Source organism: Flavobacterium sp. KBS0721, from assembly GCF_002007065.3.
Lineage (GTDB): Bacteria > Bacteroidota > Bacteroidia > Flavobacteriales > Flavobacteriaceae > Flavobacterium > Flavobacterium piscis.
Window position 1 is genome coordinate 1,722,891 of the sequence record NZ_CP042170.1, and the last position, 23,360, is coordinate 1,746,250.

17 protein-coding genes and 1 riboswitch are annotated in these 23,360 nt (G+C 34.7%); all 17 genes read left to right on the forward strand.

Features of this window, described 5'->3' with window-relative positions; genetic code table 11:
• Positions 1–63 precede the first annotated feature (63 nt).
• The 17 genes from B0M43_RS07650 (at position 64) to B0M43_RS07725 (ending at position 23,215) form a co-directional block, all read left to right on the forward strand.
• On the forward strand, positions 64–1,308 hold the full coding sequence (locus B0M43_RS07650; protein ID WP_078006283.1) for a sulfate adenylyltransferase subunit 1: 1,245 nt from the start codon (positions 64–66) through the stop codon (positions 1,306–1,308).
• Between the two features lie 79 nt (positions 1,309–1,387).
• Complete coding sequence (locus B0M43_RS07655; protein ID WP_078006282.1) at positions 1,388–3,478, forward strand: HEPN domain-containing protein; 2,091 nt, start codon at positions 1,388–1,390, stop codon at positions 3,476–3,478.
• On the forward strand, positions 3,471–4,247 hold the full coding sequence (gene cobA, locus B0M43_RS07660) for a uroporphyrinogen-III C-methyltransferase (RefSeq protein WP_078006281.1): 777 nt from the start codon (positions 3,471–3,473) through the stop codon (positions 4,245–4,247). The genes B0M43_RS07655 and cobA overlap by 8 nt, the downstream gene beginning before the upstream one ends.
• 161 nt (positions 4,248–4,408) lie before the next feature.
• Positions 4,409–4,990 (forward strand): bifunctional precorrin-2 dehydrogenase/sirohydrochlorin ferrochelatase, encoded by a 582-nt coding sequence (locus tag B0M43_RS07665; protein WP_078006280.1) that lies wholly within the window; start codon positions 4,409–4,411, stop codon positions 4,988–4,990.
• Positions 4,991–5,276: 286 nt separating this feature from the next.
• A complete protein-coding gene (locus B0M43_RS07670) occupies positions 5,277–6,329 on the forward strand; it encodes an NAD(P)/FAD-dependent oxidoreductase (protein WP_078006279.1) in 1,053 nt (350 codons plus the stop codon).
• A 122-nt stretch (positions 6,330–6,451) separates the two neighbouring features.
• Positions 6,452–6,886 carry a transposase gene (locus B0M43_RS24625; protein ID WP_210418026.1) on the forward strand — a complete coding sequence of 145 codons (435 nt, stop codon included), beginning with the start codon at positions 6,452–6,454 and terminating at the stop codon, positions 6,884–6,886.
• Positions 6,886–7,752, forward strand: coding sequence for an IS3 family transposase (locus tag B0M43_RS07675; RefSeq protein ID WP_210418029.1), 867 nt, complete (start codon positions 6,886–6,888; stop codon positions 7,750–7,752). Before B0M43_RS24625 ends, B0M43_RS07675 begins: the two co-directional genes overlap by 1 nt.
• A gap of 383 nt (positions 7,753–8,135) precedes the next feature.
• Positions 8,136–8,250, forward strand: a riboswitch (SAM riboswitch).
• A gap of 303 nt (positions 8,251–8,553) precedes the next feature.
• Positions 8,554–9,558 carry a homocysteine S-methyltransferase family protein gene (locus B0M43_RS07680; protein WP_078006278.1) on the forward strand — a complete coding sequence of 335 codons (1,005 nt, stop codon included), beginning with the start codon at positions 8,554–8,556 and terminating at the stop codon, positions 9,556–9,558.
• Positions 9,559–9,568: 10 nt separating this feature from the next.
• Positions 9,569–10,075 (forward strand): hypothetical protein, encoded by a 507-nt coding sequence (locus tag B0M43_RS07685; RefSeq protein WP_078006277.1) that lies wholly within the window; start codon positions 9,569–9,571, stop codon positions 10,073–10,075.
• A 398-nt stretch (positions 10,076–10,473) separates the two neighbouring features.
• A complete protein-coding gene (gene metH, locus B0M43_RS07690) occupies positions 10,474–13,149 on the forward strand; it encodes a methionine synthase (protein WP_078006276.1) in 2,676 nt (891 codons plus the stop codon).
• A 162-nt stretch (positions 13,150–13,311) separates the two neighbouring features.
• Positions 13,312–14,268 (forward strand): methylenetetrahydrofolate reductase [NAD(P)H], encoded by a 957-nt coding sequence (gene metF, locus B0M43_RS07695; RefSeq protein WP_065449302.1) that lies wholly within the window; start codon positions 13,312–13,314, stop codon positions 14,266–14,268.
• A 242-nt stretch (positions 14,269–14,510) separates the two neighbouring features.
• On the forward strand, positions 14,511–15,164 hold the full coding sequence (locus B0M43_RS07700; RefSeq protein WP_078006275.1) for a class I SAM-dependent methyltransferase: 654 nt from the start codon (positions 14,511–14,513) through the stop codon (positions 15,162–15,164).
• Positions 15,165–15,261: 97 nt separating this feature from the next.
• A complete protein-coding gene (locus B0M43_RS07705) occupies positions 15,262–16,485 on the forward strand; it encodes a dicarboxylate/amino acid:cation symporter (RefSeq protein ID WP_078006274.1) in 1,224 nt (407 codons plus the stop codon).
• A 129-nt stretch (positions 16,486–16,614) separates the two neighbouring features.
• Complete coding sequence (locus B0M43_RS07710; protein ID WP_078006273.1) at positions 16,615–18,024, forward strand: pyridoxal-dependent decarboxylase; 1,410 nt, start codon at positions 16,615–16,617, stop codon at positions 18,022–18,024.
• A 272-nt stretch (positions 18,025–18,296) separates the two neighbouring features.
• Complete coding sequence (locus B0M43_RS07715; protein ID WP_078006272.1) at positions 18,297–20,678, forward strand: TonB-dependent receptor domain-containing protein; 2,382 nt, start codon at positions 18,297–18,299, stop codon at positions 20,676–20,678.
• A 47-nt stretch (positions 20,679–20,725) separates the two neighbouring features.
• The gene (locus B0M43_RS07720; RefSeq protein ID WP_123921767.1) at positions 20,726–21,958 is read left to right on the forward strand and encodes a DUF4374 domain-containing protein; all 1,233 of its coding nucleotides are present in this window, start codon (positions 20,726–20,728) and stop codon (positions 21,956–21,958) included.
• A 93-nt stretch (positions 21,959–22,051) separates the two neighbouring features.
• On the forward strand, positions 22,052–23,215 hold the full coding sequence (locus B0M43_RS07725; RefSeq protein ID WP_078006270.1) for a PepSY domain-containing protein: 1,164 nt from the start codon (positions 22,052–22,054) through the stop codon (positions 23,213–23,215).
• Positions 23,216–23,360 lie beyond the last annotated feature (145 nt).

Here is a 23,360-nt window from a genome sequence, read left to right on the forward strand (position 1 = left end):
AGGGAATCAACTTTAAACCTGAAACCTGAAACAAAAATTTAAACCTGAAACAAAAATATTAGAATGGAAGTTTTAAAAATAGCAACAGCAGGAAGTGTAGATGACGGAAAAAGTACTTTGATTGGGAGATTATTGTACGATACAAAATCGTTGACTACAGACAAAATAGAAGCAATCGAAAAAAGCAGTAAACAAAAAGGATACGATTATCTTGATTTTTCATTGGCAACTGACGGATTAGTAGCAGAGAGAGAACAAGGAATTACAATTGACGTAGCGCACATTTATTTTTCGACTGCAAAGAAAAGTTACATCATTGCCGATACTCCGGGGCATGTAGAATATACCAGAAATATGGTTACAGGAGCTTCGACTTCTCAGGTTTCGATCATTTTAATTGACGCCAGAAAAGGAGTAATTGAGCAAACATACCGTCACTTTTTCATCAATAATTTATTGAGAGTAAAAGAGGTAATTGTTGCCATTAATAAAATGGATTTGGTTGATTATTCTGAAGAAGTTTACAATAAAATCAAAGCTGATTTCCAGGCATTAAATGCTAAAAGCACTTTTAAAGAACAAAATGTAAGTTACATTCCGTTAAGCGCTATTAATGGTGGAAACGTAGTGGATCAATCTAAAGATATGCCTTGGTATACAGGTCAAACAGTTTTGGAACATTTAGAAGGATTACATTCTTCAGATGTTTTTGAAGCAGGAAAAGCACGTTTTCCGGTTCAGACAGTTATTCGTCCAAAGACAGAAGAATATCATGATTTTAGAGGTTATGCCGGAAAATTATACGGGAACTCCATTAAAGTTGGAGATGCTGTTACCGTTCTCCCTTCTTTAACAGAATCAAAAGTATCAAAAATTCACTTTTTTGATAAAACATTTGATGAAGCTGTTGCAGGTTCTTCAATTACAATCGAACTTGAGAATGATATCAATGTTACGAGAGGAGATATGATTGTAAAGTCATCAGAGCTTCCAAAAATTGAAAAAGAAATCACTACAACAGTTTGTTGGATGGACAGTAAAAAACTGGTTGCAGGTACAAAATATATTGTACAACACAACACAAATTCAGTTTTGGCAAAAGTAGAAAGTATGAAAAATACCATCTCAACAGATTATTCAGGTACGAAAGAAGCTTCGCAATTAGCCATAAATGAAATAGGAGAAGTAAGCATCAAATTAAGCAAGCCTTTATATTTTGATGCCTATAACGATAATAAATCAAACGGAGCTTTTATCTTAATTGATACAGCAACCAATACCACCGCTGGAGTTGGATTTATTAGATAAAATGCAATAGACGTAAGTCCTGAGCACAAAATAAGAAAGTTAAAGTTAGCTATTAGCTAAGAGCCAAAAGCAAAAGAAAATGGAAAGTTTTAGAACAGAAATAGAAAATCCGATCGTTCAGAAAGAGATCATCGATTTAGAAAAAAAGATTCATTTATTCCGTGGAGGAAAAATTGATGATGAGCGTTTTCGTAGTCTTCGTTTAGCGCGAGGAATTTACGGACAACGTCAGGAAGGCGTTCAAATGATTCGTATTAAGTTGCCTTACGGTAAAGTAACCAGCGAACAATTGGTGCGTATTACTAAAGTTTCTGATGAATATTCTACAGGACGTTTGCACATTACAACACGTCAGGACATTCAGATTCACTATGTAAGTTTAGACAGAACTCCTGAGCTTTGGGCAAATTTAGCAAAAGACGATGTTACCTTGCGTGAAGCTTGTGGTAACACCGTAAGAAATATTACAGGAAGTGAATTGGCTGGTGTAGATGTAAACGAACCATTTGATGTTTCGCCTTATGCACACGCTTTATTTCAATACTTATTAAGAAATCCTATTTGTCAGGAAATGGGACGTAAATTCAAAATTTCGTTCTCATCATCTGATGAAGATACTGCTTTGAGTTATTTGCACGATTTAGGATTTATCCCGAAAATTGTTGATGGGGTTCGTGGTTTCAAAATCATGTTTGGAGGAGGTTTAGGATCTCAGCCGGCGCATGCTGAATTACTTTCGGAATTTGTTCCGGCAAACGAAATCATCCCGACAGCAGAAGGAATCATCCGTATTTTTGACAGATACGGTGAACGTGCCAAAAGAATGAAAGCACGTATGAAATTCTTAATCAAAGAAATGGGAAGAGATGTTTTCCTTGATTTAGTTGAAAAAGAGAAAAAAGCAATCGCTTTTGAAACCTACGAAATTGACACAACCGCTTTTGACGGACCAATTGCAGAACCATTATTGCAAGCTCCAAAAGTTACAATTGAAGATGCTGCAGCTTATGAAGCCTGGAAAAAATCGAATGTAATTGCTCAAAAACAAGCAGGTTATTACGCTATTGGGATCAAAGTTTTATTAGGAGATTTTTATACTGATAAAGCAAGATTATTAGCCGCTTTAATTAAAAATTATGCAGCGAATGAACTACGTTTTTCATTGCGTCAAAATATTGTAATACGTCACGTAAAAGAAGAGAATCTTCCTTTCTTTTATCAGGAATTAGCTAAATTAAACTTTGTTGATTTAGGTTATAATTCTACAGCTGATATTACGGCATGTCCCGGTACAGATACTTGTAATTTGGGGATTGCAAGTAGTACCGGTATTGCAGAAGAATTAGAAAAAGTTTTAAACGCAGAATATCCACAATATTTAAACAACCAGGAAATCGAGATTAAAATTTCGGGTTGTATGAATGCTTGCGGGCAACACAATATGTCTGCAATTGGTTTTCAGGGAATGTCTATCAATTCAGGAAAATTAGTGGCTCCGGCATTGCAGGTTTTATTAGGAGGAGGAAGATTAGGAAACGGAGCAGGACGTTTTGCGGACAAAGTTATCAAAATACCGAGTCGTAGAGGACCAGATGCATTACGTACGATTTTAAATGATTTTGACGCGAATGCCAACGGAGAAAAATTCCTTAATTATTATGATCTAAAAGGAGAGAAATATTTCTATGAAATTTTGAAACCTTTCGCAGACGTAACCAATTTAACCGAAGCTGATTTCATAGATTGGGGTAATGCTGATAATTACGTAAAAGCAGTTGGAGTAGGAGAATGTGCCGGAGTTGTAATTGACTTGGTTGCTACTTTATTATTAGAAGCCAAAGATAAATTGACATTCGCACAAGAATCTTTCGACGAAGGAAAATGGTCAGATGCTATTTACCATGCTTATGCAGGATTTGTAAATGGTGCTAAAGCTTTATTGCTTTCAGAAAACGAAAAAACAAATAATCACGCCGGAATTGTAGATTTATTTGATACTGTTTTCATTGCAACTGATAAAATTCAATTACCAACAACATTTAGAGAATTGGTATATCAAATCAACCAAAATGAACCTACGGAAGCATTTGCAAAAGCATATATTCAGCAAGGAATTTCATTTTTTGATACCATAGAAAAATACAGAGCTCAAGAATTAGCAAATGCATAATACAATAAAACCCAAAGTAACTTTAGTTGGTGCAGGTCCCGGTGATCCGGATTTGCTTACGCTGAAAGCCGTAAAAGCCCTTGCTGAAGCGAATGTGGTTTTGTACGATGCCTTGGCCAATGACGAAATATTAGCACACGCTCCAAAAAATGCCATCAAAATTTTTGTTGGAAAAAAAATAGGAAATCACGCTTATACGCAGGATCAAATCAATCAATTGATTGTTGATAATGCATTAACGTACGGAAATGTAGTGCGTTTAAAAGGTGGTGATCCGTTTATTTTCGGTCGCGGAAGCGAAGAAATAGAATTTGCAGAAAGCTTCGGAATCGAAACAATTGTAATTCCCGGAATATCTTCGGTAGTCGCAGTTCCGGCAAGTCAGGGAATTTCTATTACTAAAAGAGGTGTTTCAGAAAGCTTTTGGGCAATTACCGGAACAACTTCTGATAGAAAATTATCTTCGGATGTAGCTTTGGCGGCGCAATCTTCTGCAACAGTTGTTATTTTGATGGGAATGCACAAATTGCCTCAAATTATCGATTTGTTTCAAAAAGAAGCTAAAGGAGATTTGCCCGTTGCGATCATTCAAAACGGAACAACCTCTGACGAAAAAGTAGGAGTTGGAACAGTAGATTCGATTTTAGAAGTTGTAAAACAAAGACAGCTGAGTTCACCAGCGATTATCATTCTCGGAAACGTTGTTCGCGAAAGCAATAAATTAAAAGGATTTTACGAAGAATTTCTATCAAAAGAGACAATTCGTTAGCGTTATATTCGGTCAGGAATAGCTAATCAATAGAAATAATCCATGAATGTTCCGTTAGGAACAATTCATGGGTAGAAAAAAAATGTTATCAATAAAAACGTTCCGTTAGGAACATGTGATTGGTAAATCATCTAATTTTGATTGGATGAAATTAAATTAAAATGGAACAAAACGAATTATATCCAATATTTCTAAAGCTTCATAATCTAAATGTTCTGATTGTGGGTGGAGGAAATGTGGGACTAGAAAAGCTCTCTTTTTTATTAAAGTCGAGCCCTAATGCAAATGTTGAGGTTGTAGCGCCGGATTTTCATTTAGAAATTAAAGTATTAGCAGAAAGTCATCCTTCAATTAAATTGACGGAATCGAAGTTCAAAAAGAAAATGCTCAAAAAGCGTCATATGGTAATCGCTTGTACCGATGATTTAAAAGTCAACAAAAAGGTATACGATCTGTCCCGAAAGCGGTATTTGATATGCAATATTGCTGATACACCAGATTTATGTGATTATTATCTGGGCGGAATTGTAACGAAAGGAAATGTAAAAATTGCCATTTCGACCAACGGGAAATCGCCAACAACAGCCAAAAGACTGCGGGAGTTTTTTGAAGAAGTAATTCCGGAAGACATCAATAAAATGGTAGAAAACCTGAACGAATACAGAAGAACCTTAAAAGGTGATTTTGAAGAAAAGGTTAAAAGGATGAACGAGATTACCGCTTCATTAAAAAACAAAGAATAGCAAGAGTTCCGGAGGAACGTTTCATATTGTAGCGTCGGGTTTCAACCCGATGGAGGAGGAACGATCCATATTGTAGCTTCGGGATTAAACCGATGGAGGAGGAACGTTTCATATTTTAGCATTGGGTTTTAACCCGATGATTCCAGAGGAACGGATTCATATTATAGCTTCGGGTTTAACCCGATGAAAAAAAATTCACAAAGAAATCAATGATAAAAATCATTTGTCATTAGAATATATTATTCGTTTCTTTGTATTATTAAGAATGATTATAAACAACAACATAATGATTAAAACAGATATACTTATAATTGGAGCAGGACCAACAGGTTTATTTGCCGTTTTCGAGGCAGGATTATTAAAATTAAAATGTCATATTTTAGATGCTTTACCACAAGCAGGAGGACAACTTTCAGAATTGTACCCTAAAAAACCTATTTATGATATTCCTGGTTTTCCTGAAGTTTTAGCAGGAGATTTAATTGATAACCTACAAGAGCAAATTAAACAATTTGAGCCAGGTTACACATTAGGAGAAAGAGCTGAAACCATCGAAAAACAAGAAGACGGAAGTTTTATCGTAACATCAAACAAAGGAACTAAATTTCACGCACCGGTTATTGCTATTGCTGGAGGTTTAGGAAGTTTTGAGCCACGCAAGCCACTTATTGAAGATATCGAGTTTTATGAAGATAAAGGAGTAAAATACTTCATCAAAAATCCGGAGAAATTCAGAGATAAAAGAGTTGTAATTGCCGGAGGAGGAGATTCAGCTTTAGACTGGAGTATTTTCTTGGCAAATGTAGCTTCAGAAGTAACTTTAATTCACAGAAGAAATGAATTCAGAGGAGCTCTTGATTCTGTAGAAAAAGTACAGGAATTAAAAACATCTGGAAAAATTAAATTAATTACACCAGCAGAAGTAATCGGAATCAACGGTGCTGAGCACGTTGAATCGTTAGATATCGAAGAAAACGGAGCACACCGTAAAATCGAAACAGATTTCTTTATTCCACTTTTCGGATTGACACCAAAATTAGGTCCAATTGGAGACTGGGGATTAGATATAGAGAAAAATGCAATCAAAGTAAACAACGCCTTAGATTACCAGACCAATATTCCTGGAATCTTTGCCATTGGAGACGTAAATACTTACCCAGGGAAATTAAAATTGATTCTTTGTGGTTTCCACGAAGCAACTTTAATGTGCCAGGCCGCATACCAAATTATCAATCCAGGTAAAAAATACGTTTTAAAATATACCACAGTTTCTGGAGTAGATGGTTTCGACGGAACACGAAAAGAAGCGCCGAAGGCGGTTGTGAAAGCGATAGTCTAAGTTGCTAAGATTCTGAGATGCTAAGACTCAGGATTTATATAAAAAGCTCAAACTTTTAGTTTGAGCTTTTTATTTATAAAGCATGTCTTGTCCTGAAATAGCGATACACAAAAAGTATCATTATGGAAAAAGATCAAGAATTGCGCTATGTTAAGCGTACACAGAAAGATTACAGTATGTCTTTAAAACTTCAAATTGTTCAAGAAATAGAACAGGGAAAAACCTCAATTTCTCAAGTTAAGAAAGATTATGCTATTCAATCACGTTCAACAATTGTTCAATGGCTTCGAAAATTCGGTAACTTTGATTGGGACAATCAAACACCTTCTCTTATGCAAAAATCTCCTGAACAGAAAATAATGGAACTTGAAGCCAAAGTGAAGTTATTGGAAAAACAAAGAGCATTTTTAGAACAGCAGGCTTTCGTTGCTGATAAAAAAGCTATTATTTTCGATATGATGATTGATATAGCAGAAAAAGAATATCAAATTGACATTCGAAAAAACTCACCACCCGAACAATCGACCATTTTAAAAAAGAACAACAACAAACAATAATGTTTGCCTGTACTTTGTTCGGGATTGACAGACAGGTTTACTATCGTCGAGTAAAAAAAAGTTGCGATAAGAAGCTTTTGGCTTCAAAAGTTGTTAATATGGTTTTGGAAATTAGAAATACAATGCCTCGAATTGGAGCAAGAAAATTGTATTATCTTTTAAAAAGCGAGTTGAATCAACTTAAAATAGGCCGAGATAAATTTATAGATATACTTAGAGCAAATCATTTATTGATAATATCAAAACGTTCTTACCATATAACAACAAACTCTCATCATAGATTTAGAAAACATCAAAATCAAATATTAGAGTTAGAGATTTGTAGACCAGAGCAAGTCTGGGTATCAGATATAACCTATATTGGAAAAAGAAAGAATCCATGTTATTTAAGTCTAATAACTGACGCTTACTCTAAAAGAATAATGGGTTTTAATGTGGCAGATAATATGAATGCTCATAGTAGTTTAACAGCTTTAAAAAATGCAATAAAAAAACGCAGAGATAAAGGCAAAACATTAATACATCATTCAGATAGAGGAATACAATATTGTTCTGATGAATATCAAAAACTATTACATAAAAACAATATAAAATGTAGTATGACCCAAAACTCTGATCCCTATGAGAATGCAGTAGCTGAGAGAATAAATGGAATTTTAAAACAAGAATTTAATATTGATAAGTTTAATCTAAAACTTGCTGTAATGAAGGTTTTAGTGAAAAATGCAATTGATATTTATAATAACAAAAGACCACATTACTCTAATTATATGCTCACTCCAAGTCAAATGCATCAACAAAGTGTAGTAAAGATGAGAACTTATAAAAGAAAAACACCTGCAATAAAAAATATTACAGGTGTCTAATTAAATATATTTGTCTAATAATCTGTATCGATTATTTAGGACTAGTCAGCATATAAAACATAGCCAGTGGTTTCAACCACTGGAACGCAATGCATACACACATCGCATTACCGCAACGTAAAGACACAACGTATAGACACAACGTATAATCAATTTACATGATCTCAACACAAACGAATTATCACAATACGTTCCCCGTGGTTGAAACCGCGGGCTATATTTGAAAAACAAAAGCCAAACTTAGTTCCTTAGTATCTTAGCATCTCAGCACCTTAAAAAAAACCTTAGAACCTCAGAATCTTAGTCCCTCAGAACCTTCCAAAAAAAAAACTTGCAAGTCGCAAGGCTATTTCATACCTTTGCACCGTTCCTAAATTTATTGAAAGTTATCACGAAAGGCGGAGGGATAGACCCGATGAAACCTTAGCAACCCTTTATCATAAAGAAGGTGCTAAATTCTACTTTACACTAATTCATAGTATTAAAGATAGATAACACAAATACATAAAGTATTTCCTCAACTTTTCCTGACAACCTTACAATATTATTTTACTGAATTCAAAGTATAATGAGCGAATCATTGGCGCATTTATGCCAACATCGTTCCCGCTTTCGCCTATATCTCTCCGTTTCACTACGAGGATAACGGCTCAATCGGGGCTAATTAGCCGGCAATAGTGAATTCTTGGAATCAATGCGAATCAAAATGCGTATCCATCAGGTTTTCAAAACCTATTAGGTATGTTTTAAATAATAGAATAAAAAAAGCTTTGCGCCTTAGTGCCTTAGCGGCAAAAGAATATGGCAATTACGATACAAGAAGCAATTAAAAAAAATATCCTAATCCTTGACGGAGCAATGGGAACAATGTTGCAACGCTATAATTTCTCAGAAGAAGATTTCAGAGGAGAGCGTTTCAAGGATTTCCCACATCCGTTAAAAGGAAACAACGATTTACTATCCATAACACAACCACAAGCGATCCGCGATGTTCACGCTGCGTATTTTGATGCTGGCGCTGACATTGTTGAAACCAATACTTTTTCAGGAACTACGATCGGTATGGCCGACTATTTCCTGGAAGATTTGGTTTACGAATTAAACTACGAATCGGCTAAAATTGCGCGTCAGGTAGCAGATGAATTCACGGCTAAAAATCCGGAGAAACCACGTTTCGTAGCAGGTTCAATCGGACCGACAAACAGAACAGCAAGTATGTCACCAGACGTAAATGATCCGGGTTACAGAGCCGTAACTTTTGATGATTTGCGTATTGCTTACAAACAACAAGTAGAAGCGTTAATGGATGGCGGATGTGATTTACTTTTGGTAGAAACCATTTTCGATACGTTAAATGCTAAAGCAGCACTTTTCGCAATCGAAGAAGTAAAAGATGAACGTAATCTTGATATTCCAATCATGGTTTCAGGAACGATTACCGATGCTTCAGGAAGAACACTTTCCGGACAAACGGTTGAAGCGTTTTTGATTTCAGTTTCACATATTCCGTTATTAAGCGTAGGATTCAATTGCGCTCTTGGAGCCGATTTATTGAAACCGTATTTAAAAACATTATCACAGCATACACAGTTCAACGTTTCGGCACATCCAAATGCAGGTTTGCCAAACGCGTTCGGACAATATGATGAAACGCCAGAACAAACTCAGGCTTTAATCAAAGAATATTTAGATGATAATTTAATTAACATTATCGGTGGCTGTTGCGGAACAACTCCGGATCATATTCGATTAATTGCTGAGGTGGCGAAAGATTATAAGCCGAGAATTGCGCCGGTATTGGCTTAAAATGTATTGAATGAAAAATGTAAAAATTAAATCGATATTTAATTTTAGAGTATTTCTAATACCTGGATTAATCGTTTTTTTCTTAATTGTTGCTTTAGTCGGGTCTTTTTTTGAATTGATAAAATTAAATGCAGGCGAAACAGATTTAAAAGAAATTTGGTTACCCATAATTGCAAGTATTTTGCTAATCCTTATTTTTTTGCATGAGTTTAAAAATAAAATAATTAATGTAAAAATTGAAAATGATACTATCGAAAAAAGAACTTTTTTAGGATATAAAAAGACTTTTAATTTTAAAGATTTTGATGGTTTTGAACTTAGAATAGAGAAAGGTAAAGTCGGAAGTTATGAGTATTTGTATTTAATGAAAAACAATAAGCCAATTATTACGATAGCACAGACATACTTAGAAAATTACCATGAATTAAAAAATATGGTTTCTAAAAAATCTAAAGATTTAGGCTATGGTAGGTATGGATTATTAAGTGAAATTAAAGATTTGTTGACATTAAATTGAATGTTTTACAGGCTTTAAAAGTTCCGGAGGAACGAAATGTTGGTAGCAACGGAATTTATTCCGTTGAAAATGATAAACGATTCACAACAAAAGTTCCGTAGGAACGACATATATAATAGCTTCAAAGATTTTAAAACGATAATTGAAATTTTAGAAAATATAAAATATCTTTTGAAACCGATACCGCGTGAGGGATAGAAGTGGATAGCCCACAGCCTGACGAAGGAAGTGCGAGGACTAGGAACGGATAGCCCGACCCGGAGGGACACGCCCAAAATAAGATTATTAGTTAGATAAATATATAATACCTACAAGGTTTTAAAAACCTCGCAGGAAAGAAATAAGAATAAAAAAAACTTAGAACCTTAGAATCTTAGGGCCTTAGTAACTTAGAAAAAATGGCAGAAAAAAGAAGAGACCTTGTATTAGCAGGATTAGAACCGTTGATTATTACGCCCGAAAGTGTTTTTGTAAACGTTGGGGAACGTACGAATGTAACTGGTTCGAGAAAATTCCTTCGCCTGATCAAGGAAGAGAAATATGACGAGGCGCTTGATATTGCAAGACAACAAGTAGAAGGTGGAGCACAGATCATCGATATTAATATGGATGAAGGAATGCTTGATGGTGTTCAGGCAATGACAAAATTCCTGAATTTAATTGCATCAGAACCGGATATTTCGAGAGTGCCGATTATGATCGACAGTTCGAAATGGGAAATCATCGAAGCGGGTCTTAAAGTAGTACAGGGAAAAAGTGTTGTCAACTCGATTTCGTTGAAAGAAGGCGAAGAAGCCTTTATTCACCACGCCAAATTAATCAAACGATACGGAGCTGCGGCAATTATTATGGCTTTTGACGAAGTAGGTCAGGCGGATAATTTTGACCGTAGAGTCGAAATCTGTCAGCGTTCGTATGATATTTTGGTTAACAAAGTTGGTTTTCCTCCACAGGATATCATTTTCGATTTGAATATTTTCCCAGTTGCAACCGGAATGGAAGAACATCGCTTAAATGCTTTGGACTTTTTTAGAGGTACAAAATGGGTTAGAGATAATTTACCTCACGCACATATTAGCGGTGGAGTAAGTAATGTTTCGTTTTCTTTTAGAGGAAATGATCACGTTCGTGAAGCGATGCACTCGGTATTTCTATACCACGCGATCAAGAACGGAATGACAATGGGAATTGTGAATCCGGAAATGCTTTCGATTTACGATGATATTCCAAAAGATTTATTAGAACACGTTGAAGACGTAATCCTAAACAGACGGGACGACGCGACAGAACGACTTTTGGATTTTGCTGAAAACGTAAAAGGCGAAGTAAAATCAGATGAAAAAGCGATTCAGGAATGGCGTTTAGGAACGGTTCAGGAGCGTATTACGCATTCATTGGTAAAAGGGGTTGATGCTTTTATTGAAGAAGATGTTGAAGAAGCGCGTTTAGCAGCAACGAAACCAATTGAAGTTATCGAAATCAATTTGATGACGGGAATGAATGTCGTTGGAGATTTATTCGGAAGCGGAAAAATGTTCTTGCCTCAGGTGGTAAAATCAGCACGTGTGATGAAAAAAGCCGTTGCTTATTTATTGCCTTATATTGAAGCAAGCAAACAAGCCGGAGACAAACAAGGAAACGGAAAAATATTGATGGCGACCGTAAAAGGCGACGTTCACGATATTGGAAAAAATATTGTTTCGGTGGTTTTGGCTTGTAATAACTATGAGATTGTAGATCTTGGTGTTATGGTGCCTCCGGAAAAAATTATTGCAGCTGCGATTGAGCATAATGTTGACATTATCGGTTTAAGCGGATTGATCACACCTTCGCTTGACGAAATGGTTTATCTGGCCAAAGAATTAGACAAACAAGGCATTAAAATTCCGATTATGATTGGTGGGGCAACCACTTCGCGCGCGCATACCGCCGTGAAAATTGCGCCACAATATAGAGAAACTGTAATTCACGTAAACGATGCTTCACGTGCTGTGACTGTTGCAGGAAATCTATTAGACCATAACCGTAAAATTTATGCAAGCGATATTCGTGCAGAATACGATTCGTTTAGAGAAACGTTTTTAAATCGTTCCAGAGATAAAAATTTCCTGAGTATTGAAGATGCGCGTAAAAATAAAATGCAATTAGACTGGAGTGAATACACGCCAACCAAACCAAAATTTATTGGAAAACAAACCGTTGAGGTTGATCTGGATGTTCTTGTTCCGTATATCGACTGGACGCCATTTTTTCAAACTTGGGAATTGCACGGAAAATATCCTGCGATTTTAACGGATGAGGTTGTGGGTAAAGAAGCTACTTCTCTTTTTGCAGATGCTCAGGCGATGCTGAAAGTAATTTTGGCTGAGAAAAAACTACAAGCAAAAGGTATTTACGGAATTTTTCCTGCGAATCAGGTTGATGATGACGATATCGAATTGCGTGATGAAAACGGAAAAGTTTTAGAGAAATTCTTAACGCTTCGTCAGCAATCACAAAAAACAAAAGGCGCGCCGAATATTGCATTGTCTGATTTTATTCTGCCAAAAGAAAGCGGAATAGAAGATTATATGGGAGTTTTTTGTGTGACAACCGGTTTTGGTGTAGACGAATGGGCAGCAGAATTTGAAAAGGATTTGGATGATTATAATTCGATTATGGTTAAAGCATTGGCCGATCGTTTTGCTGAGGCTTTCGCCGAATATCTTCATGAAAGAGTTCGTAAAGATTTCTGGGGTTATGATAGAGAAGAATCTTTAACAAACGAAGAATTGATTAAAGAAAATTATAAAGGAATTCGTCCGGCACCGGGTTATCCGGCTTGTCCTGATCACCTGGAAAAACCAACGATTTGGAAACTTTTAAATGTAGCCGAAGAAATTGGAGTTACGCTTACAGAAAGTATGGCGATGTGGCCAGCGTCATCAGTTTCGGGATATTATTTCGGAAATCCAAAAAGCAGGTATTTCGGACTCGGAAAAATAAAAGAAGATCAGGTGGTAGATTACGCCAAACGACGCAGCGTCTCAACTGAATATGCAATGAAATGGTTAAACCCTAATATAGCAGATTAAGAAAAGTTTCTTTTGTTTCAGGTTTCAGGTTTCAAGTTATCCAAAGCAACCTGAAACCTGAAATTTGAAACAAAAAGAAGATTATTTGATTACGTTTTTTGATTTCAGATTTTTTACAGAAACCAACTCAAAACTCATAATTCATAACTCATAACTTAAAGAATGAAAGTAACACAACATATAGAAAACGCAAAAGGGAATACCTTATTCTCATTTGAAATTATTCCGCCTCAGAAAGGGAAAAGCATTCAGGAATTGTACGATAATATCGATCCGTTGATGGAGTTTAAACCACCGTTTATTGATGTGACAACTTCTCGTGAGGAGTATATTTATATTGATAAAGGCAACGGGCTTTTAGATAAAAAACTAACTCGTATGCGTCCGGGAACGCTTGGGATTTGTGCTTCTATAAAACATAAGTACAACGTAGATACCGTACCTCACGTACTTTGCGGAGGATTTACAAAAGAAGAAACCGAGTATCTTTTGGTAGATTGTAATTATTTAGGAATTGACAATGTGATGGCTTTACGTGGTGATGCCATGAAAGACGAACAATATTTTATCCCAAAAGCGGGAGGAAATGATTATGCTGTAGATTTAGTAAAACAAATTAATTTATTGAATCAGGGAAAATACCTTCACGAAGTTATGGACGCTGATAACAAAGCTGATTTTTGTATAGGTGTCGCAGGATATCCGGAGAAACATTTGGAGTCTCCGTCGTTACAATCTGACTTAAAAAGATTGAAAGAAAAAGTAGATGCGGGAGCTGATTATGTGGTAACACAGATGTTTTTCGACAACTCAAAATATTTTACGTTTGTAGAAAAAGCAAGAGAAATGGGAATCACAATCCCTATTATTCCAGGAATTAAGCCAATTGCGGTTCAAAGGCATTTACAGGTTTTACCTCAAATTTTCCGTATCGATTTACCGGAAGATTTAATTCATGCTGTAGATCAATGCAAGAATAATGCAGAAATCAGGCAAGTAGGTATCGAATGGGCCATTCAACAATCGTTAGAACTAAAAGCAGCCGGAGTTCCAGTATTACATTATTATTCAATGGGGAAATCTGAGAATATTCGTCAGATTGCGAGCCATCTTTTTTAAGTTTCTTTCACCATTAAGAAATTAAGATTATTAAGTGTCAGGCTTAATTTTTTAATAATAAAGAGAATAAAAGTTTTTAGGAGCTATTTCCAGCTGTCCACTATATCTTTTGTGGCGAACCCCGCCACAAAAGGATGCCGTTCCCATCTGGGCTAGGATATCAGGAGTTAAATTGAGATATTTAGTAGTTATTCGTGGAGTTGGAATTTGGAATTTTTTAATTGGAATTTAATTTTAAAGTTATGAAACAAGAAGAATTACAAGCAATAGCTTCTCAGCTTAAACACCCAACTGGAGAAAAAGGAATCGAAATGGGTAATATGATGAATGAAACGAACATCAACATGACGCGCCATTCGATTCAGAATCTACAGATAGAAGCAGGAAATAAAATTCTGGAATTGGGTCACGGAAATGCGGGACATGTAGAATTTATTTTCGATCAGGATGAAAATATTAAATATTACGGACTTGAAATGTCTGAATTAATGTTTCAGGAAGCGCGTCAAATCAACAGAAATTATGTTTCGCAAAAACAAGCTTTCTTTTCGATTTATGAAGGAAATACAATTCCGTTTGAAGATGATTCATTCAATAAAGTATTTACTGTAAATACGATTTATTTTTGGCAGGAACCTGAAAAATTGCTATCGGAAATCTACAGGGTTTTGCAACCAAAAGGAATTTTATGCATCACTTTTGCTGAAGAAAGTTTTATGAAACAGCTTCCTTTTACGCAATTTGAATTTGAACTTTATAGCACTGAAAAGGTCGAAAAGCTAATTGAAAAATCGTTTTTCAAAATAATCAACAAAGAGACTTTAACAGAAAAGGTAAAAAGTAAAACCGGTGAATTGGTCGACAGATCTTTTACTACTTTGGTTTTAGAAAAATAACAAAAAATTCCCCAACCAATTTCAGCACTCTTTTTTTGAGTAATTTAATTGATTTTTATTTCACGTTTCTATTTCCAAATTTTAATACGGCTTAATTATGGAGGTTAAAAAAATCAATTTTCTAAAAAGTTACAGCAGTGTCTTACTGCTGCTGGGCGGAATCATAATTGGAAGTATTTTTGGATTAGTTTTTAAAGAAAAAGTTGCCGTTATAAAACCTGTTGGAGATATATTTCTCAACTTGCTTTTTACAGCGATTATTCCGCTTGTTTTTTTTACCATTACTTCTTCAATTGCCAATTTAGAGAGAACAGAAAAGTTAGGAAAGCTATTTGTTATCATGATAGCAGTGTTTTTAGGGACACTTTTGATTTCGGCTATGGTGATGATTATAGCGGTTTATTTTTTTCCTATTCATGAAAATATTATAATTTCCAAAATTCCGTTGGAGAAAATCCAATCTGGGAATGTTGGAGATCAAATAGCGCAATTGCTTACGACCAATGATTTTTACGAATTATTATCCCGAAAAAGTATGTTGGCGCTCATTATTTTTTCCTTTTTAATAGGATTTGCAACTTTGCAATCAGGAGAAAAAGGGAATGCTTTCAAAAGTTTTCTGGATTCCGGAAACGAAGTCATGAAACAACTTTTGACTATGATTATGAAATTGGCTCCAATAGGTTTAGGTGCTTATTTTGCGTATCAGGTTAGTTATTACGGTCCGCAATTATTTGGTGTTTATGCCAAACCACTAGGTGTTTATTATGTAGCTTGTATCTTTTACTTTTTTGTCTTTTTTAGTTTATATGCTTTTGTAGCGGGCGGTAAAAAAGCTTTTAAAGTTTTCTGGAGTAACAATATCACACCTTCATTAACAGCAATAGGAACTTGTAGTAGTATTGCCACCATTCCTGCAAATTTAGATGCTGCCGAAAAAATGGGCATTCCTAAACATGTCCGCAATTTGGTTATTCCTTTGGGAGCACCTTTGCATAAAGACGGTTCGAGCATGTCGTCTATTCTAAAAATCACATTTCTTTTTGCCATGTTTGGTAAAGATTTTACTTCACCATCAACCATACTTTTAGCATTGGGAATTACGATAATTGTTTCGATTGTAGAAGGCGGAATCCCGAACGGTGGTTATATAGGAGAAGTTTTGGCCATTACCGTTTACGGATTACCAATGGAACAAGCTTTACCTGTAGCCATGATTTTAGGAACTCTCGTTGACCCAATTGCTACTTTATTAAATGCCAACGGCGATGTAATTTCGTCTATGATGGTCTCGCGATTCTCTGAAAAAACCAAGTGTTAAAAAGTAATTTTTCAAAACAAATCCATCTACTTTAAATTAAAAATCAGTATTAATCTGCTTAATCTGTATGATCTGTGAGCTATTTTTAGCAACAGAGAATTTACAGTCAGGCATTAAAAATAATATATAATGAATGTAATCCTTCAACACGATCTAAATGATCTCGAAAATATACTTAATCACGCAAAACGACAAGGATTAGATTTTTTGAATGACCTCGAAAATATTCCAACCTCAACTAAAAATACCATCGACCCAACCCGAGATTTAAATGAAAAGGGTTTAGGATCATTAGCAGCTTTGCAAGAATTTAAAGAAAGATTAGCACCATTGATGGTTGCTTCGTCCGGACCAAGATATTTGGGATTTGTAACTGGTGGTTCAACTCCGGCTTCGATTGTGGGAGATTGGTTAGCATCAGTTTATGATCAAAATACGCAAGCAATAAAAGGGCAAGGTGGAGTTTCGGCTTTAATAGAATTTGAAACCATCAATTTATTGTTGCAGTTATTAGACTTGCCAAAATCATTTTTAGGAGGCTTTGTAACGGGGGCAACAATGTCAAATTTTACGTGTTTGGGAGTCGCAAGACAATGGTTTGGAGCACAATCAGGCAAAGACTTTGCAAAGACCGGAATAACCGAAACCATTCATGTTTTGTCCGCAACGCCACATTCTTCTTCAATAAAAACATTATCAATGTTAGGCATTGGAAGTAATAATTACACAACAATTAAAACCATTGAGGGTAATCGCGAAGCCATTGATATAATTGATTTAGAAGAAAAAATTAAAGAATTAAACGGAAAACCTTTTATTCTGATTTCGAGTGCAGGAACAGTAAATACAGCTGATTTTGATGATTTTTTGGAAATTGCAAAACTTAAAGAAAAATACAATTTCTGGTGGCACATTGATGCTGCTTTTGGTGGTTTTGCCGCGGTTTCAGAAAAATTTAAACATCTTATAGAAGGATGGGAAGGTGCAGACAGTATTACGATCGACTGTCATAAATGGCTGAATGTTCCTTATGAAAGTGCTTTTTATCTAATTAAAGAAAAACATGTAAATCTTCAAACAGAAACATTTCAGAATTCGAATGCACCTTATTTGGGAAATCCGTTAGAAAACTTTAATTACCTGAATGTATTACCTGAAAATTCACGTCGTTTACGAGCTTTACCGGTTTGGTTTTCTTTAGTCGCGTACGGAAAAGAAGGTTTTCAGGATATTGTAGAAAATAGTACGGGATTGGCATTGCATTTTGCAAATGAACTTATCGAAGATGATAATTTCGAACTTTTGGCACCAATTCGGCTTAATAATGTTTGCTTTACTTTAAAAGGAGATCATAATCAGGAAAAAGTAAATCAGTTTTTGACCCTTTTGAATGATAAAGGGAAAGTTTTTATGACCCCAACTGTATATCAAAACAGAAAAGGAATCAGAGCTTCTTTTGTAAATTGGAGAACATCCGAAGCTGATATTAATATAATAATAAAAGAGTTGAAAGAAACTATTCTGGATTTAGAAATATAGCTCATTTTTAATTTTTAAAAGCCCGCTTTACTATTTAAAGCGGGTTTTTTTATGTTTTTTTATGAAATGAAACTTGAATTTTAACTTTTGAAGTATTAAAATTTAAGCAAATCTTAAGTTAATACTAATTATTCATTAAGAAATCTACCGTTTTTTTATTGATTTATCTATTTCAAAGTTATTCACTGTATTTATTTAGAATAATTAAAAATAACTTGCAATTGCTATTTATTGATGTTAATTTTGTGCCAAATTAATTTCAACATTAAGTAATGAAAATAAATAGAATATTCGTCTTAATCCTGATACTGTTAAGTTCAATTCAAGGTTTTTCACAAAATAACAAAACAAAATTAACTGGAATAATTCTAGGAAATGACAGCCAGCCTGTCGAAGGTGTTTCAGTAGCATTAAAAGGTACCGCTTATTCCACACTAACGAATGAGAAGGGAGAATACGAAATTTTAGCAGAACCGCAGAATTATATTTTATCTATTACTTACATTGGATATAAACCAAAGCAAATAAAAATCAATTTAAAAGAAGCAGATCAAACAATTCCAACCGTAACTATTGAAGAAGATATGGCTGCGTTGGATGAAGTTCAGGTAAAAGGAATTTCGAAAGTAACTAAAATCAAAGAATCTGCTTTTCAGGTTAATGCTGTCGATACGAGAGCAATGGCCAATATTACATCCAATTTGAGTCAGATATTAAATAAAACTACGGGAGTAAAAGTTAGGGAGCAAGGAGGTATGGGTTCTGATTTTGATTTTTCTATTAATGGCCTGTCTGGTAGTGCTGTAAAGTTTTTTATAGATGGTGTGCCTTTGGATATTATGGGAAGCTCAATGTCGTTAAACAACATACCAGTTAATTTATCTGAACGAATTGAAGTATATAAAGGTGTAGTACCCGTGAATTTAGGTTCTGATGCTCTTGGTGGCGCTGTAAATATAATTACGAATCAACAAATATCAGATTATTTTGATATGTCTTATAGTTTCGGATCTTTTAATACACATAGTGCCTCATTGACAGGTCAGGTTCGTAATAAAAAATCAGGACTGACTTTTAAAGCTTCCGGTTTTTTAAATTATTCTGATAATGATTATAAAATGAGAGATGTCCAGGTAATAGAAGTTATTGATAAAGATAATTCTCGTTTTGTTACTGGTGATTTTAAAAGATTCAATGATCAATATAAGGCTGCTATGGGGCAGGCTGAAGTAGGTTTCGTTGATAAATCCTGGGCTGACGTTTTCTTTGTTGGAGGAAGTTATTCGGCAACAGAAAAAGGAATACAAACAGGTACTAACCAAGACGTAGTATACGGTCAGGTACGCAGAGGTGGAGATGCTTATTCATTTTCAGTACGTTATTTAAAAAAGAATTTGTTTGCAAAAAATCTTGATTTAAGCTTTTTTTCTTCCTATTCAGACGATCAATATACTATTACAGATACTGCGTTTAGAAAATATTATTGGGATGGAAGTTATGTCCCGACTACTTCTTCAGAAATGGGAGGACCGGCAACTAAATGGAATATTCAACGTCCAAAATATTTTATTGGATCGAATCTTAGCTACAAAATAAACGATACTAATTCGTTAAGTCTCAACTATACTTTAGATAAGGTAGACAATAAAACGTATGACGAATTGCTTACGGATAAAGATCATAATCCTGGGAAACTTACAAAAAATATTATAGGGCTATCTTATCAACAGAATTTCTTCGAAGAAAAACTGACCAACACGTTTTTCGGAAAATATTACGGTATGTTGTTAGAACAACCTTTTGCTATTACTGATTCCGGAAGTGGAGCGGGCCAAACCGTTAAAGATAACAATGGTTATACGGGATATGGAATTGCTACACGTTATAAAATAACCTCATCTATAGGTGTAAAAGCATCTTATGAAAAAGCATATCGCTTACAAAGAGTAGATGAAGTATTTGGTAATGGATACTCGGTTGTGGCAAATCCTGCCCTTAAGCCAGAGAATAGTAACAATTATAATGTGGGAGCTTATTGGAAAAATGAAGCGGAAAATCACCATTTTTTTGTTGAAACAGGAGGATATTTAAGAAATGCAAAAGGCTTTATTTCTGCAGTTGTTTATCAATCAAATAGTCAAATAAGCAGATTCGAAAATACGTCAAATGTTCTGATCAAAGGACTTGAGGCTGATATTAAGTACAATTATCAGAATAAAATAAACGCCGGAATAAATTTTACTTATCAAAGCACGGTCGACAACACAAAATATCCTAATGGATCAAATTCAGGAACAATATCAGCTACCTACAAAGATGACTTGCCTAACAGACCATGGATGTTTGGTAATGCGAATTTAGGATATAGAAAATCCGACTTCATTAAAAAAGGAAATAATCTACAGTTTAATTGGGATTTACAATATACTCACTGGTACTATCTTACATGGGAAAACTACGGGACAAAAGAAGGGAAAAGTACAATTCCTGATCAATATATACAAAATGCCTCTGTTTCTTATTCTATGAGTGAAGGAAGGTATAATATTTCATTAGAGTGTAACAATCTAACAAATGATCTGGCTTATGATAATTTTAGACTACAAAAGCAAGGTCGCTCATTTTCAATTAAATTTCACTATTTCCTAAAATAACATTGAACGAAATTATTTTTTAATAACTACATATAAAACATTTAAACATGAAACGATTAATTAAACCATCTTTTTATTTTCTATTTATTAGTACGCTAATAATGGGTACAACTATTTCCTGCTCTAGCAATGATGATTCTGGAAGTGATGATTCTGGAAGCGATGGAAAAGCTGATTATGCACTATGGCTGCAATTAGGGAGCTGGCCAAATACAACTCAGTACATTGTAGGGGTTGATGATTTAAGTAAAGGTAGTGTTAGTTTAGTAGGTAATGGTGCCGAAGTTACCAGTAAGGCAGATTATGGTATTATTGCCAAAAACGGTTTTTACTACTATCCAAGTACAAGTTCTAACTTTGGTAAAATGACTAAATTCGAATTTAAGAACAATCAATTAGCTGTTGTAAAAGAAGTACCTTTTACATATCAAAAATCTATAAATTGTTATACATGGGTAGATGATAATACGCTACTATTGTTTGGTACGAATGGTGATGGAAACAAAGTTTTATATACTGTTGTAAATGCTACAACACTTGAAATTAAAAATGGAGAATTGGCATTGCCAGCGATTCCAACTGGATATTCTTCTTATAATCAAGGTAATATTGAATACTCAAACGGAAAAATATATGTAGCATTCTCTAATATGGCTATTTGGCCTGAACTTGCTGAATCAGGTATGAATATTGCCGTAGTAAATTATCCAAGTTTCGCTGTTGAAAAAGTTATCGAAAGCACTGATGCTGATGGTAATGGAGGTTCTAATATGTGGATGCCTACTTCTACTACAGATGAGGCTGGTGATGTTTATATGATGTTTTTTGCTGATTGGATGACTACTAAAGAAAGTCCAACAAAAATATTTAGAATTAAAAAAGGTACAAGTGCAATTGATGCTTCTTATAATTTTAACCTTGGTACTGCCTTAGGAGGAGAAACTGCAAGTGGATTCTGGTATGTTGGTAATGGTAAAGCAATTGTTAAATACTTAGATTCAAAAGTAGTAGCTGCAAGTCCTTCGACATTATTTAATACAAAATTTGCCTTGATTAATATCGCGACAAGCTCGGTAATTAAAAAATTAGACTTACCTGCAGATAAAGGAAGCCAATTACAAAATGTAATTACATCTGATGGTAAAGTATTTATTCAGGTGAATGCTGAAACGACTAAAGATTATGTTTGGGAAGTGAATACGACAACAGGTGCTGTAACTCCAGGTGTAGAAATTGTTGGAGGTTATGATTATATTTTACGTTTAGATAATTTGAAATAATCTAAATAAAAAAAAACAAATACTATATTATTTTTTTGAACCGCAGGCCATTTAGGTGGCTTGTGGTTTTTTATCTTTTATATTCCTTTAAATATGTTTTCTTCATCATCAGAATCAAAAAATAAAAAAAATAAAAAATCACGGTTTAGTAAAATAAATGCCTGGTTGCATTTATGGCTTGGGTTAGCATCTGGAATAATCGTGTTTATTATGGGAATTACTGGTTGTATTTTGGTTTTCGAACAAGAAATCAAAGCCCTGACATCACCCTATTTAAATGTTGAAGCTGAAGGTCAGGAGAAATTATTACCGCCTTCAAAAATTTACGCTGAAGTTCATAAAGCATTACCTAATAAAGAAATTCATGGCGTTTGGTATAATGGTTTAGATAAATCAATTAAGGTCGATATCGAGTCGGATTCGTTGATTTATGTAAATCCGTATAACGGTAAAATTACCGGAATGGTACATCATGAAGATTTTTTTCATTTTATGGATGAAGGGCATCGTAACCTTTGGTTAGAGCGGGAAATTGGTTCTCAAATAACAGCCTGGGCAACGGTGGTCTTCTTCTTTTTACTCATAAGCGGACTGATACTTTGGTTCCCGAAAAAATGGAATAAAACAACCCGAAACGCTAGTTTTAAAATAAAATGGGATGCAAAGTTCAAACGTCTTAATTATGATTTACATAATGTTATGGGATTTTATACATTGATTTTGGCCATGCTGATCGCTTTTACAGGATTGTTGATGAGTTTTTATTGGTTGCGTGAAAGTACCTATTGGATAGCCGGAGGATGGGCTGACGAAAAAGACAAGAAGGAACAAGTTGTAGCGGTTAAAAATGATGCTTTGTCGCAACAGCAAATAGATAAGCTGGATGGGGCCGATTTTATCTGGAAAAAAGTAAGAACGGAAATTGCGAAGGAAAATAAAGAAGCCATTATCATTCATTTTCCGGATGAACCAAAAGATGATTTCTATGCCTGTACAGATATGAATAAAGGAGTCTGGAGAGATTTATACTTTAATTCCCAAACGTTAGAATTGCTTCCAAGTTCTCAGGACTACATTGGCGATGCCCGTTTTTCAAAATGGTTAATGCGATCCAATTATAGTCTTCATGTTGGTGCAATTGGAGGTATACCAACCAAAATTGTCTATTTTTTAGGCAGTTTAATATGTGCCAGTTTGCCTGTTACCGGATTTTATATCTGGTGGGGAAGAAAGAAAAAACAAAAAACCAAAGTATAATTCGGCTTTAATTTTATTTACTTTTTTGTTGGTTAGTGCTTAAAAGTCTTTTGGTAGAAGTAACATTCTTCAAAAGACTTTTTTATGCGTTTTTAGATATAATAGAAATCTCAAAATCTATCTCATTGTCAGACTGAGCGAAGTC